The sequence below is a fragment of the Collimonas sp. GW821-FHT02H07 genome, assembly GCF_059421505.1.
Genome location: NZ_JBWKVC010000005.1, coordinates 222,353 through 235,050, shown reverse-complemented (window position 1 = coordinate 235,050; position 12,698 = coordinate 222,353). Strand labels below are relative to the sequence as shown.

Sequence of the window (12,698 nt, the reverse complement as noted above, 5' to 3'; positions counted from 1 at the left end):
GTTGAACCCTGCTGAGAATTTTTCCCCGGAACGCACATGATTCGATGGGCAATAATAGGCAGCGGCGGCATCGCCGAACGTTTCGCCGCTGATTTTCAATACGTACAGGGCGCCAGGCTGGCCGGCGTGTTCTCGCGCCGGCTGGCATCGGCGCAGGAATTTGCCGCGCGTTTCCAGCTGCCGCACAGCTATGCCAGCCTGGATGAATTGCTGGCAGCGGATCTCGACGCCGTATACATCGCCACCCCGCACATGGAGCATGCCTCTTACGCGATCGCCTGCCTGCAAGCCGGGTTGGCGGTGCTGTCGGAAAAACCGGCCGCGCCCAACCTGCAGCAGCTGGAATCGGTGCTGGCGGTGGCCGAGCGGCAGCAGGTGCTGTTCATGGAAGCGATGAAGCCGGCCTTCTACCCGCTTTACCGGCAGATCAAGGCCCTGCTCGGCGATGGCGCGATCGGCGAGGTCAATTTTGTCGACGCCGGTTTCTCTTACCTGTTCCACGACCGCGCGCACAAGGTGTTCGATCCGGCCCAAGCCGGCGGCAGCCTGCTGGACGTGGCGATCTATCCGGCCTTCCTGGCCTGCGACCTGCTCGGCCCGCCGTCCCGGGTCAAGGCGCTGCTGGATATCGGCGCCAGCGGCGTCGACGAAACGGCGGTGCTCAGCACCCGCCATGCGCGCGGCATGGCCAGCCTGTTTTCCGGCATGCGCAGCGCCAGCGACGGCCGCGCGCTGATCGGCGGCAGCAAGGGACATCTGCTGATCGAAGGCAAATGGTGGAATCCTTCCAGGGCGCTGCTGGTGCGCGAGTCCGGCGCCAGCGAGAGACTGTCGGCCGAGTATCAGGGCGATGGCCTGTGCCATGAAGCCCAGCATTTCACCCATCTGCTGCAAGATAAAAAGATACGCAGCGAGATCATGAGCTTTGAACTGTCGCGCGCCATGATCGCGACGCTGGACATGGCGCGCGCGGATGCCGGCTTGCGCTTTCCCTTCGAGTAGCGCCCGATCGCAACATCAGCGCCATGGTCAGTTGCTTATCACGCCAATGACATAGCGATTAGCAGCAGCGCATGAACGCCGTCGCGGCGCATCGGAGTATGATAAAACTCCCCCTTTTCCAGGCGCCTGGCCTGGGACCCGATAGACAAACAAGGAGTTTGAAATGCTGACAAGCGCACGCAATGAATTCGCCGGCAAGGTCACAGCCATTCACGCCGGTGCGGTGAACGATGAAGTCGAGATCACGCTCGCCGGCGGCGAGCGCATCGTGGCCGTGATCACCCGCGAAAGCACCAAGTACCTGGACTTGAAGACCGGTTCGGACGCACTGGCCCTGGTCAAGGCGCCTTGGATCATCTTGTCGGCAGCGGACGCCGGCATCAAGTTTTCCACCCGCAACCGGCTGGAAGGCGTCGTCAAGACAGTGAAGCCGGGCGCAGTGAATACCGAAGTGGAAGTCAGCCTCAAGGGCGGCCAGACGCTGGCGGCCATCATCACCCAGGAAAGCGCGCAAAACCTGGGCCTGGCGGCTGGCAAGGCGGTGGTCGCGATTTTCAAGGCATCCCATGTGATTGTCGGCGTCAAGGCCTGATGACATAGGAATACGGCAAGCCGGGCCAGACCCGGCGGCCTTGTTTTTTAGCGGTTCAGGGTTTTGCCTTGCCGGATGACTTCATCGGCATTCCTGTGCGCCAGGCTGCGCTCGATCAGGCAGTGCTTCCTGGCGTTTTCTCTTGCGATCGCCACTTTCTGGCTGTCGGCCTGCAGCGAACAATCCAGCAGTATCGCTTTTTTCCATTCCACGAAATCGTCCGCCAGCTTTTGCCTCTCGGCGCCGGCCAATACCTGCGCGGCTGCCTGATGCGCATCGGCTACGGCCTTGTTCTGCACGTCCAGTTCTTCAGCCAGGCAGGCCGACTTCGACTCGTCGCTGCCGGCAGCGGCATAACAGGCTTTGAAACGGCTGGAGAAATCATGGCTGGCCGGCGCCGCGCTCGATAGCGCCGGCATCAGGATCAGTGCTGCAACCGTGATAAGAAAATGGCATTTCATGAGGGCGTCCGCTGGACCTGAAAAATCAAGGATAGCAGTAAACACGGCAGGCCATGTGCAAGTCTCGTAGGGTGGGCACCCGTGCCCACGCGGATGAGCGGCACTGCGTGGGCACAGGTGCCCACCCTACCCTATTTCAATTGGCGTCAGCCGGCGCCGGCAGCGCGGTACGCATTTCCGGGTTGGCCGGCGCCTCCACCGAGACCCGGCTTTCACCCAGCACTTGCGTCCGCCGTAACTGGCCGCAGCGCAGGGTCACCGAATTGCTGCTCACTTTTTCCAGCAGCAGGTCGCCGTCGAAACTTTGCGCTTCGCTGACTGTGAGCGAACCGCGCCGGTCATTGTTGAAGACGGCGATGCCGGCTTGCCGGTAACCGCCCATCTCGACGCTGATCAGGCGCCAGGAATCCAGGCGCTGCATCGAACAATCGCTTGCCGCCTGAACCGCAATGCTTGCCGGTGCAACCGCGGCGGAAGCTGTCGTTTCTGCCGCGACAACCACACCACTCCTCGGCAGCAACGCGATGGGCGCTTGCGAAGATGTAGCGGGCATGGTCAGCCACACCAGCAGTGCGACGAACACACAGCCGGCCAGACCCAATCCTAGCGCGAATTTCTTTTCATTCATTCCGATGCCCGCTACCAGTCGCCAGTCCGCCGCCATAGTTCTTGACGGCAGGCCGGGATCCTACCTTACCAACGCAGCACCGGCGGCCGCGTCAGGCCTTGCTGGCCTTCAGTGTAGCCCACCATCGACTGCATGAAGTTGCTGTCGCCGCCCAGCGTGATCTTCAGATCGTACCAGCCGTTGGTGGTGCTGAACTGGATAGTCGTGCTCTGCTTCGGCGCCACCGTGACGGTCTGGCTGCTGGCGCTGCCTGAGGTGATCCGGTCCAGCAGGGTGAACACCGCGGTGTTGCTGGTGCCGCTGTTGTCGAACAGGATGCTGACAGCCTGGCCGGCGCCGTTGTTGGTCAGCTGCACCTGCGGTTGCGGCTGGCCCTGCCATGCGGTGGCGCTGAGATAGCCCTTGAAGCGGCGGTAGAACTGGTTCGGCGCCAGCATTTCCAGGTCGTAGTAGCCATTGCCGTAGCTGATCACATGCCAGTAGTCGCGCGAAGTGGCGTTGGCCGCCATGGTGTACATCCACGGGTTGTCGGTGCGATAGTTGTCCAGGTTGATCTGCAACGGCGCCGGCTTGCTGCCGCCGTTGCTCCAGTTGGTCCAGATCTGCTTGTTGGCCAGGTCTTGCGTCAGCCAGCCGTTCAGCTGGTAAGGCTGCACGCGCAAGGCTTTTTGCCCGGCTTCATACGGCGGCATGACCGTGTTGGCTGCCGGCGGCACCGGTTTCGGCAGACTTTGCTGGCTGGCGGCCTGGGTTGCCAGCGCGGCGGTATTCGGCAGCACCGGGAAGGCGGCATTGCTGGTGGTGAAATCGAAACAGGAAGTCAGGTCGCCGCAGATGTCGCGCCGCCACTGGCTGATGTTAGGGCAAGTGACGCCGGTCCATTTTTCCAGGAACTGGATGGTCGAGGTGTGATCGAATACCTCGCTGGCGACCCAGCCGCCGCGGCTCCACGGCGAACAGACGATGGTCGGCACGCGCGAGCCGAGGCCGATCGGCACGCCGCTGACGAATTCGTTGGCGGTGCCGGTTGGCGGCGTTGGCGTGGTGACGTGATCGTAGAAGCCGCCATTTTCATCATAGGTGTAGATGAAAGCGGTCTTGGCCCACACTGCCGGATTCGAGGCGAGCGCCTGCAGGAACTGGTTGACGTAATCGACGCCGACATTCGGCGAGCCGCTCGGATGTTCCGACTTGGCCGCCGGGGCGACGATCCAGGACACCGCCGGCAGGGTGTTGTTGGCGACATCGTTCTGGAAGTCCGCCAGCACCCGGGTCTGCACGCCGTTGATATACAGGGGCGAATTGGTCGGCAGGTTCTGGAACTGCTTGAACCAGGCCAGCGCGTTGTCGTCGTAGTTGTCGACCTCCTGGTAGGTGCGCCAGCTGATGCCGGCCGCCTGCAGCGCTTCCGGATAGGTCTGCCAGGTCAGCGATCCGTAGGTAAAACCGTTGGTGGTGGCCGGGCCGCCGTTCAGTCCCTGCGGATCGATGGTGCCGCTCATCAGGTACAGGCGGTTCGGATTGGTCGAGGTGCGCGCCGAGCAGAAATAGTTGTCGCACAGGGTGAAGGCATCGGCCAGCGCATAGTGATACGGCAGGTCGCTGCGCGTCATGTAGGTGTGCGAATTCATGCCCTTGTTGGGAATCCACTTGTCGCTGCGGCCCTTGTTCCAGGCAGCGGTGCCGGTATTCAAGTCATGCGGCACATCCGACAGCCACTGCGCCGAGGAGGTGCCGGAATTCAGGCGCCACGGCGTGTACAGGGCGCCGGTGCTGTCGGCCTGGCTGAAGACGTTGCGGGACGTGCCCTGGATGGTGGCGGCGTGATCGTCGTTGAAACCGCGCGCGCCCTTGATGGTGCCGAAGTAATGATCGAAGGAGCGGTTCTCCTGGCAAAAGATGACGACGTGTCCGATCGAACCCAGCGTGCCGCTGACAGCGGGCGCCGCCAGCGCCTGCTGGACAGCCGGCGGCAACATGGTCGCCCCCATCGCTGCCATAGAACCTTTGAGAAATTTTCTACGACTTGAGTGCGCCATGTCATTTCCATATAGAAAGAAAAGCCCGACTCTATAGCCGCTGTATTACCTGCGCATGACCGCAAAGTTACCTGTCGATGACGCTTGATGAAGCAGAAAAAATCCTGGATGTGCACTGGAAATCGCGGCATCGCGATGCATGACGTGGGCGACATTCGCGGTGCGAAAGCCGGTTTCATTTTTCCGGCCGGCGTGTTAGCGCAACCATAATGAATGCGCCAGATTACGGTTGTACGCGATGTGCCAGCCGGTGCGCGGCCAGATCTTGCCGACCCTTGCCGACCCTTGCTGACTCTTGCCGACGTTCCGCGCCCAATCAAGTGAATTTGATTGTTTCTTGACTCATGATTCTGCCCCGATTAATGTGGAAGAAAGCCTGAATCATCATTGTCAGTATTACACCTGCAGGATCACGGATACGCGAACAAAAACGGATGTGAAGATGCAAAAGCGGAAACCCGGGCAACTGCAGCGGCGGGCGGAGCGCACTCCTGAGCGCCGATTGCCCTGCAACTCAAAGTAGCTGCACGAGGGTTGTAGCAGCGTCGGGAAATCGCCGATTTAAGCAAGCCTTAAGCAAAGCCAAGTAGAATTACCCGAAATGAACGCTTGCCTCCTATGCCAGTCCAATTGCATGGCAAGCCGGCCCTGGCCCGCAGGCGGCCATTATTGATAGCAAGGGCAGGAATATTATTGTTACTACTGTTTCCCGCCGCTCACGTAAGTACGAACATCGAACTGAAGGTTATATGCGCCTAAAAAATAGTCTGCTTTGTATCTTGTTGGCAATCTCGACCGCAGCCCACGCGCTGGAGTCGGGCCCGCCGCCGGTCCTGACGCCGTTGCAGCAGCAAGCGCAGGCGGCCCACCTGAGCGCGCAGTTCCTGACCCGCTTCCACTATAAGCCGGTGAAACTGGACGACGCGCTGGCGGAAAAAATCATCACCCGCTATGTCAAATCGCTGGATCCGGAAAAATTCTTTTTCATCCAGTCGGACATCGACCAGTTCACTGCCCAGACCAGCAAGCTCGACGATGCCATCTACAAAGAGGATCTGAGCATCCCTTTCAGCATTTTCAACCTGTATCAGCAACGCATCGTCGATCGCCTGACCTATGCGCGCGAATTGCTGAAGCAGGGTTTCGATTTCAGCCAGAAGGAAGACTACGCCTTCGTGCGCGACAAGGAACCATGGCCGAAAACCGAAGCCGAGAGCCGCGACCTGTGGCGCAAGCGGGTCAAGAACGACTGGCTGCGCCTGAAACTGGCCGGCAAGAAGGATGCGGCGATCCGCGACACGCTCAGCAAGCGCTACGAAAATTCGCTGGCGCGTGCCTACAAGTACAAGAGCGATGACGTGTTCCAGATCTTCATGAACGCTTACGCGACATCGATCGAACCGCATACCGATTATCTCGGCACCACCGCGGCGGCGGATTTCGACATCGCCATGAAGCTGTCGCTGGTCGGCATCGGCGCCGTGCTGCAGGAGCGCGATGAGTACACCACCATCCGCGAACTGGTGCCAGGCGGTCCGGCGCAATTGTCCGGCAAGATCGCCGTCGGCGACCGCATCGTCGGCGTGGCGCAAGGCGCCCAGGGCGCCATGACCGAAGTGGTCGGCATGCGCATCGACGACGTCGTCAAGCTGATCCGCGGCGCCAAGGATACCGTGGTCAAGCTCGACATCCTGCCGGCCGATGCCGGTCCGGACGCCAAGCACAAGCTGCTGAGCCTGGTGCGCAACAAGATCAGCCTGGAACAGCAGGCCGCCAAGAAAACCATCCTCTCGGTAAAGAATGGCGACAGCACCCGCAAGGTCGGCGTGATCACCCTGCCGGCCTTCTATGAAGATTTCGATGCGCGCGGCAAGGGCGACAAGAATTACCGCAGCGCCAGCCGCGATGTGGCGGCGCTGCTGAACGAGCTGAAGAAGGAAAAGGTCGACAGCGTGCTGGTCGACCTGCGCAACAACGGCGGCGGCTCGCTGACTGAAGCGGTGGACCTGACCGGGCTGTTTGTCGGCAAGGGACCGATCGTGCAGCAGCGCAATGCCCGCGGTGAAGTCAATGTCGAAGCCGACGACCGCACCACGCCGGTGTGGAGCGGCCCGCTGGCGGTGCTGATCAACCGCGGTTCGGCCTCCGCCTCGGAAATTTTTGCGGCGGCGATCCAGGACTACGGGCGCGGCGTCATCATCGGCGAAGGCAGCTTCGGCAAGGGCACCGTGCAAACCATGGTCAACCTCGACCAGCTGGCGCACAACGACAAGCCAAAGTTCGGCGAACTGAAGATGACCATCGCCCAGTTCTTCCGCATCAACGGCGGCACCACGCAGCTGCGCGGCGTCACGCCGGACGTCAGCCTGCCGGGTTTCTCGGATACCGAGAATTTCGGCGAGTCGAGCTACGACAATGCGCTGCCATGGTCGGAAGTCAAGGCGGCAGACTATGCCAAGCTGGGCGACATCAAGGACCTGGCGCCGCAGCTCAAGATCCGGCATGACGCCCGGGTCGAGAAAGACAAGGATTACCAACGCTTCGTGGAAGACGTGACTGAGGTCAACACGCAGCGCAAGAAACGCTCCATCTCTCTCAATGAAGCCGACCGCCGCGCTGAAATGACGCAGCAGGAAGCCCGCCAGCAAGCCCGCGCCAAGGATAGCGCCAGCGATGCCGCCAAGGGCAAGGACGCCGATGTCGTCGATGCCGACACCAAGGACGACGGCCTGCAAGCGAATGAGCGCAGCCTGAGCGCCGAACTGGCGGCCGAGAAAAAAGCCAAGAGCGCGAAGGACGTGTTGTTGAACGAAGCGGCGCATATCCTTAGCGACGCGTCGGATCTGCAGAAGAACAATCCGAAATTCGCGGTGCAGCCGGTGGCAGCCGTGCCGGCGAAATGACGCATCCGGAAACGCCGCGACGCTGAAGCAGGTGTCCGCGGCGCCGCTGAAAGACAGGCAGATGCCTGTCTTTTTTTCGTCTGGGAACAAGCCGGACGATGCGGATCTCAGTTTCTGTTGCCGCCCGCTGAAGCGCCGCTGAGCAGGTCCGCCTCGGCGGTTTCATATGACAAGGTGCGTCGTTGTATCGCATTCAGGATCGCCAGGCTGTAGGCGCCGGCTTCCAGCCGCAAATCCCTGGCGTGGGCAATCTCCTGGTACAGCGCTTCGATCTCGGCGACGGCGCGCCGGTTGCGCGGCTCGCTGTCGAACACCGACTGCCCTTGCTGCAGCAGGCGGTTGTCTTCCAGCCATTCGTGGATCACGGTCTGCGCCAGCGCCGCCGTCAGGACCTTGTCGGAGAAGACGCGGGCATCGCTGCTTCCTTCGGCCCCGGCTGCATCGCCAAAAGCACTGATGGCTTGCAGCCCGACCACCAGCACCCGCAACGCCGGATTGAACAGGCGCAGGGCTTCGATGCGCTGGATCAGGTTCTCGCGGCGCCTGAGGTCGCCGCTGCGCGAACCGACCGGCACCAGCAGCACATCGGTCGCCACCAGCGCCGAATCGGCATTCCAGGAATCGCTGCCGTCGGTGTCGATGACGATGTCCTGGAAGTGGCTGCGATAATAGGAAAGCGGGTTTTCCAATTCCGACGGCAAGCCCTCCATGCCGCGCACGGCCAGCTTGACCCTGGCGTCGGCGGCGGCGCGGCGCTCGCCCCAGTGCAGGGAATACTTGAGCGAAGTGGCGTCGATCAGCAGGACCTTGCGATGCTGCTGTGCGCAGAAGGTCGCCAGGTTGACAGCCAGGATGGAGCGTTTGGCGCTGTCGTCTTCGCTGAAAATAGTGATGATCATATTTCCTCCTATGCGCATTTTGAAGTGCGATGCGCTACGCATAGCGGCAAGGGCATGGATCGCTGTGACAGAATCAGTGTAGTTGGAGGCGTATAAAGATGTCGTAAAAAAACGGCGCCCCGGCATAAACGTCCGCTAAAAATATCGCCCTGGACGGCCTCAGCGAGGACTGCTGCAAGCGTGCTAGGATCAATCCTCATCGACGAATCCACATTCAGGCGCAATACAAAATGATCACCATCAGCAGCTACTCGAATACTTATCGCGACGGCGTCGCCAAGCTGATCCTGCCGATCCAGCAACAGGAATTCGGCCTCGCCATCAGCTTGCAGGACCAGCCAGACCTGCTCGACATTCCACATTTTTATCAAAGCGGCCATGGCAATTTCTGGCTGGCGCTGGCGGCGAACGAGGTGGTGGGCAGCATCTCTCTGCGCGACATCGGCAACCGCCAGGGCGCGCTGCGCAAGATGTTCGTACAGGCGCCGTTCCGCGGCCGCGAGCATCAGGTCGCGCAGCGCTTGCTGCAGACGCTGGTCGACTGGTCGCGGGAACAGGGATTGCAGGACGTATTTCTCGGCACGACCGCAGCCTTCCTGGCGGCGCATCGTTTCTATGAAAAGAACGGCTTCATCGAGATTGCGCCGGCGGATCTGCCGTCAGCATTCCCGCGCATGGCGCTGGACACCAAATTCTACCGGCTCAGCCTGTAACAACGAGGCCCCAGCCTAGCCGAGCCGCTCCACCAGAAAATCGACAAAGGTGCGCAGCTTGGCGGTCGGCCGCGAATCGCGGGTGCGCACCAGATGGATAGGCCGGGCCGGCAAGCTCCACGTCGGCAATAGCTGCAGCAGCTGGCCGGAAGCGATGGCAGCGTCCAGCAGCACATCGGCTTGCACCACCACGCCGATGCCGTTCAACGCCGCGGTCAACAGCGCCTGGCCGTTATTGCTGACAAAGGAACCGCGCACCGGCACCTCCTCAAGCTGCTCGCCCTGGGTGAAGCGCCAGGAGTGATCCTTCCCCCATGACATGAAGCCAAGGCAATTGTGCCCGGCCAGCTCGGCCGGATGCCGCGGCGTGCCGTGGCGTTTCAAATAGGCCGGGCTGGCCACCGCAAACATGCGCGACGAGCGCAGCGGACGGGCGATCAAGTTGGCGCCATCCACCGCGCCGGAGCGCAGCGCCACTTCAAAGCCCTCTTCCACCATATCCACCACGCGGTCGTTCAAGACCAGTTCCACCTGCACTTCCGGATACAGCGTCATGTATTCGCCGATCAAAGGCACCAGCCGGTGCGCGCCGTAGGTCACCGGCGAAGTCATGCGCAGCTTGCCGCGCGGGACGTCGCGCAAGGCTTCGGCGACATAGTCGGCGGCCTGCACGCTGCTCAGCACGTCGCGGCAGCGTTCCACGTACACGCTGCCGATCTCAGTCAGGCTGTGGCGACGCGTGGTGCGGTCCAGCAGGCGGGCGCCGAGATGCGTCTCCAGCGCCCGCACGTGATTGGCGACCATGGTGGTCGACAGCGAAAACTCTTCGGCCACCGCGGCGAAGCTGCCTTTTTCCACCACGCGGACGAATACAGCCATGCTGGTCAATCTATCCATTCGGAAGCCTGAGTGTTGAGTGTTGGAAGTATTGCCTAGTTTATCAAACATGGCGCCGGAGTGAGAATGGCCGGGATTAGTCACGAAATGGAGAAAAAATGAAGCCGAATATCTGTTTTCGCAGCCTTGGCTGGTCCGCCGCCTTATTGAGCGCCTTGATTTGCGGACAACAACCAGCACTCGCCGCGGGTGCCGCAGCGACACCAGCGGCGCTGCCGACCCTGACCCTGCCGGCGGACTGGTACCCGGAAAGCCTGGCGACCGGGCCGGACGGCGCGTTTTACGTCGGCAGCTGGCGCCAGGGCGCGGTGGCGCGGCTGCGGCCGGACGGCGGCGCGCCGGAAATCCTGGTGACGCCCGGCTCCAACGGCCTCACCAACGGCCAGGGCGTGCTGGTCGATGCGGCGCATCAGCTGCTGTGGGTCTGCTCCGGCAACTGGGGCTACACCAGCGTGCCGTCTACGCCAAGCGCCCTGAAAAGCTACGACCTCGCCAGCGGCGCGCCGCGCGCCAGCTATGCCATGCCGGACCAAGGCTATTGCAACGACCTGGCGCAGGACAGCCATGGCACGCTGTACGTCACCGATTCCTTCCATCCGCGCGTATTGCGCCTGCTGCCGGGAGCGGCCGAATTGACGGTCTGGAAGGAAGATCCGCGCATGGGCGCCGGCAGCGATGGCGTTTATCTGAACGGCATTGCGCTGGATGGCGACCGCCGCCTGTATGTGAGCCTGGTGAGCGCCGTGCCTTATGTGCTGCGGGTCGATGTTGAAGATGACGGCACAGCCGGCGCAGTGAGCCGCATCGAAATGCCGCGCGTGCTGAAGAACGCCGACGCCATCCGCATCTACGCTCCCGGCCGCATGGCGATCTTCGAAAGCAATGCCTTCGGCAAGACCGGCCCTTATGGCGGCCAGATCAGCATCGCTAAAATAGACGGCGGCAGCGCGGCGCTGGAGACCATCGTCAGCGGACTGAACGATCCCTCCTCCGGAGTCATCGTCGGCAACCGCGTGTACTTCATCGAGTCCAAGTACGGGCTGCTGTTCCAGCACAAGGAGCATCCGGAAGAGATCCCGACGAATGTGCCATTCGACCTGCAATCGCGCGAGTTGCCGAAATAATTTATTTTTTTCGCGCGCGTTGCTTGCGCACTGCCATCAGGCTGTTTTGATAGTCCGCCACCTGCTGCTTCAGCCAGGCCAGCAGCAGCAACAGCTTGGGCGACTGATGGCTGCGCACCGGCCAGACCAGGAAATAGCGCGATGGATGCGGCGCTTCGATATCGGTGAGCCGGACCAGCTGCCGCCGCTCGATCATGGCGTGGGCGATCGAGCGCCGCGTGAGCGCAACGCCGTAACCCAGCCTGGCGGCTTCCAGCATCATGCTGGAATCGGTGAACTCCAGCGCCGCACGCGGACGCAGGTGCTCGCAGCCGGCCGCCGACAGCCATACCGGCCAGCTCTCGCTGGCATGCAGCAGCGGCAGCGACATCAGCTGTTCCGGCGTGACGGCCAGGTCGCCGCCGTTGAAAGCCGGCGCGGCGACAATCAGCAGGCTGTCGTCCATCAAGGGTTCGCAATGCAGGTCCGGCCACTGGCCGTGGCCGAAGCGGATCGCGCAATCGGGCAGCTCGTTTTCAAAATCGGCAAACGCCATGCTCGCCGTCAAGCTGATCTGCAGCTCCGGATGAGCGGCGATGAAGTCATGCAGACGCGGCAGCAGCCAGAAAGTGCCGAAGGACGGCACGACCGAAATCGTCAGCTGGCTGTCGCGCGGCCGGCGCTGGATTTTTTCGGTGGCGCCGGCGATCTCGGCCAGCGCCTGGCGCACCTGGTAGGCATAGACGCGCCCTTCCTCCGTCAGCATCAGGGAGCGGCCTGCGCGCGTCACCAGCGCCAGGCCGATGTAATCCTCCAGCGCTTTGACCTGATGGCTGACGGCGCTGTGCGTGACGTGCAGCTCCTCGGCGGCGTCGACCACTTTCCCCAGGCGGGCCAGGGCTTCAAATGCGCGCAATGCGGGCAGGGGCGGCAATTTCACCGTGAATTTCTTTCGCAAAAAGTGTGAAAAAGAAGCGCTATACATCCGCCGGTGCGGATTTGATAATGCATTGCCTGCCCGACAAGGACCGGTCGCGGCACTTCCATCAACCACCAGGAATGAGAAACCCCATGATACTCAATGAAATCCAAACCATGCTGAAAGATTATTTCGATGTGCTGCAAACCCAGGACCTGGGCAAGTTCGACCAGGTGTTCCATCCTGGCTGCGTCTTGTACTCGGCGCAGGACGGCGCCGTCACCGTGCGTCCCTTCCAGGAATACCGCAAGATGGTGCAGGGCCGTGAATCGCCGCAGGCGCGCGGCTTTGCGCGCCTGGACGAAATCATGATGGTGGATGTGATGTCGCCGGAAATGGCGATGGTCAAGGTGCGCCTGCGGCTGTTCGACAACATCATGGTCGACTATCTCAACCTGCTCAAAGTAGACGGCAGGTGGACCGTCGTCGCCAAGCTGTTCCATCGGGCGGAAACGCTCGCTGCCTGAGGCGCAACTTCAGGT

General features: G+C 61.7%; 13 protein-coding genes. 7 read left to right on the top strand and 6 right to left on the bottom strand.

Annotation, left to right across the window (positions count from 1 at the left end):
• Positions 1–36 precede the first annotated feature (36 nt).
• Both AC07V8_RS10695 and AC07V8_RS10690 read left to right on the top strand, forming a co-directional pair.
• The gene (locus AC07V8_RS10695; protein ID WP_494677827.1) at positions 37–1,002 is read left to right on the top strand and encodes a Gfo/Idh/MocA family protein; all 966 of its coding nucleotides are present in this window, start codon (positions 37–39) and stop codon (positions 1,000–1,002) included.
• A 163-nt stretch (positions 1,003–1,165) separates the two neighbouring features.
• Positions 1,166–1,594: a TOBE domain-containing protein gene (locus AC07V8_RS10690; protein WP_494677828.1), complete on the top strand. Its 429-nt coding sequence runs from the start codon at positions 1,166–1,168 to the stop codon at positions 1,592–1,594.
• Positions 1,595–1,641: 47 nt separating this feature from the next.
• On the opposite strand, the gene AC07V8_RS10685 is transcribed toward AC07V8_RS10690, so the two are convergent.
• The 3 genes from AC07V8_RS10685 to AC07V8_RS10675 form a co-directional block, all read right to left on the bottom strand.
• A complete protein-coding gene (locus AC07V8_RS10685; protein WP_494677829.1) occupies positions 1,642–2,055 on the bottom strand; it encodes a hypothetical protein in 414 nt (137 codons plus the stop codon).
• A 136-nt stretch (positions 2,056–2,191) separates the two neighbouring features.
• The gene (locus AC07V8_RS10680; protein WP_494677830.1) at positions 2,192–2,683 is read right to left on the bottom strand and encodes a hypothetical protein; all 492 of its coding nucleotides are present in this window, start codon (positions 2,681–2,683) and stop codon (positions 2,192–2,194) included.
• A gap of 65 nt (positions 2,684–2,748) precedes the next feature.
• Complete coding sequence (locus tag AC07V8_RS10675) at positions 2,749–4,722, bottom strand: phosphocholine-specific phospholipase C (protein ID WP_494677831.1); 1,974 nt, start codon at positions 4,720–4,722, stop codon at positions 2,749–2,751.
• Positions 4,723–4,809: 87 nt separating this feature from the next.
• Between AC07V8_RS10675 and AC07V8_RS10670 the strand changes: the two genes are divergently transcribed.
• Positions 4,810–4,932 (top strand): hypothetical protein, encoded by a 123-nt coding sequence (locus AC07V8_RS10670; RefSeq protein WP_494677832.1) that lies wholly within the window; start codon positions 4,810–4,812, stop codon positions 4,930–4,932.
• A 572-nt stretch (positions 4,933–5,504) separates the two neighbouring features.
• Complete coding sequence (locus tag AC07V8_RS10665) at positions 5,505–7,625, top strand: carboxy terminal-processing peptidase (protein WP_494677833.1); 2,121 nt, start codon at positions 5,505–5,507, stop codon at positions 7,623–7,625.
• A gap of 107 nt (positions 7,626–7,732) precedes the next feature.
• Here the strand turns inward: AC07V8_RS10665 and AC07V8_RS10660 are convergent, their stop codons facing one another.
• On the bottom strand, positions 7,733–8,524 hold the full coding sequence (locus AC07V8_RS10660; protein ID WP_494677834.1) for a ParA family partition ATPase: 792 nt from the start codon (positions 8,522–8,524) through the stop codon (positions 7,733–7,735).
• 230 nt (positions 8,525–8,754) lie between these two features.
• On the opposite strand from AC07V8_RS10660, the gene AC07V8_RS10655 reads away from it, so the two are divergent.
• Positions 8,755–9,237 carry a GNAT family N-acetyltransferase gene (locus tag AC07V8_RS10655; protein ID WP_494677835.1) on the top strand — a complete coding sequence of 161 codons (483 nt, stop codon included), beginning with the start codon at positions 8,755–8,757 and terminating at the stop codon, positions 9,235–9,237.
• 15 nt (positions 9,238–9,252) lie between these two features.
• On the opposite strand, the gene AC07V8_RS10650 is transcribed toward AC07V8_RS10655, so the two are convergent.
• The gene (locus AC07V8_RS10650; protein WP_494677836.1) at positions 9,253–10,134 is read right to left on the bottom strand and encodes a LysR family transcriptional regulator; all 882 of its coding nucleotides are present in this window, start codon (positions 10,132–10,134) and stop codon (positions 9,253–9,255) included.
• A 98-nt stretch (positions 10,135–10,232) separates the two neighbouring features.
• On the opposite strand from AC07V8_RS10650, the gene AC07V8_RS10645 reads away from it, so the two are divergent.
• Positions 10,233–11,258 carry an SMP-30/gluconolactonase/LRE family protein gene (locus tag AC07V8_RS10645; protein WP_494677837.1) on the top strand — a complete coding sequence of 342 codons (1,026 nt, stop codon included), beginning with the start codon at positions 10,233–10,235 and terminating at the stop codon, positions 11,256–11,258.
• A 1-nt stretch (position 11,259) separates the two neighbouring features.
• Here AC07V8_RS10645 and gcvA read toward each other — a convergent pair whose 3' ends face one another.
• Positions 11,260–12,177 (bottom strand): transcriptional regulator GcvA, encoded by a 918-nt coding sequence (gene gcvA, locus AC07V8_RS10640; protein ID WP_494677838.1) that lies wholly within the window; start codon positions 12,175–12,177, stop codon positions 11,260–11,262.
• Between the two features lie 131 nt (positions 12,178–12,308).
• Here gcvA and AC07V8_RS10635 point away from each other — a divergent pair, with 131 nt between their 5' ends.
• Complete coding sequence (locus AC07V8_RS10635; protein WP_494677839.1) at positions 12,309–12,683, top strand: nuclear transport factor 2 family protein; 375 nt, start codon at positions 12,309–12,311, stop codon at positions 12,681–12,683.
• Positions 12,684–12,698: the final 15 nt, after the last annotated feature.

Bases quoted from the DNA above. Each gene is read 5' to 3' on its own strand.
- AC07V8_RS10680 (WP_494677830.1), bottom strand. From the start codon at position 2,683: ATGAATGAAAAGAAATTCGCGCTAGGATTGGGTCTGGCCGGCTGTGTG.
- AC07V8_RS10655 (WP_494677835.1), top strand. From the start codon at position 8,755: ATGATCACCATCAGCAGCTACTCGAATACTTATCGCGACGGCGTCGCC.
- AC07V8_RS10695 (WP_494677827.1), top strand. From the start codon at position 37: ATGATTCGATGGGCAATAATAGGCAGCGGCGGCATCGCCGAACGTTTC.
- AC07V8_RS10650 (WP_494677836.1), bottom strand. From the start codon at position 10,134: ATGGATAGATTGACCAGCATGGCTGTATTCGTCCGCGTGGTGGAAAAA.
- AC07V8_RS10645 (WP_494677837.1), top strand. From the start codon at position 10,233: ATGAAGCCGAATATCTGTTTTCGCAGCCTTGGCTGGTCCGCCGCCTTA.
- AC07V8_RS10670 (WP_494677832.1), top strand. From the start codon at position 4,810: ATGAAGCAGAAAAAATCCTGGATGTGCACTGGAAATCGCGGCATCGCG.
- AC07V8_RS10660 (WP_494677834.1), bottom strand. From the start codon at position 8,524: ATGATCATCACTATTTTCAGCGAAGACGACAGCGCCAAACGCTCCATC.
- AC07V8_RS10675 (WP_494677831.1), bottom strand. From the start codon at position 4,722: ATGGCGCACTCAAGTCGTAGAAAATTTCTCAAAGGTTCTATGGCAGCG.
- AC07V8_RS10690 (WP_494677828.1), top strand. From the start codon at position 1,166: ATGCTGACAAGCGCACGCAATGAATTCGCCGGCAAGGTCACAGCCATT.
- AC07V8_RS10635 (WP_494677839.1), top strand. From the start codon at position 12,309: ATGATACTCAATGAAATCCAAACCATGCTGAAAGATTATTTCGATGTG.
- AC07V8_RS10685 (WP_494677829.1), bottom strand. From the start codon at position 2,055: ATGAAATGCCATTTTCTTATCACGGTTGCAGCACTGATCCTGATGCCG.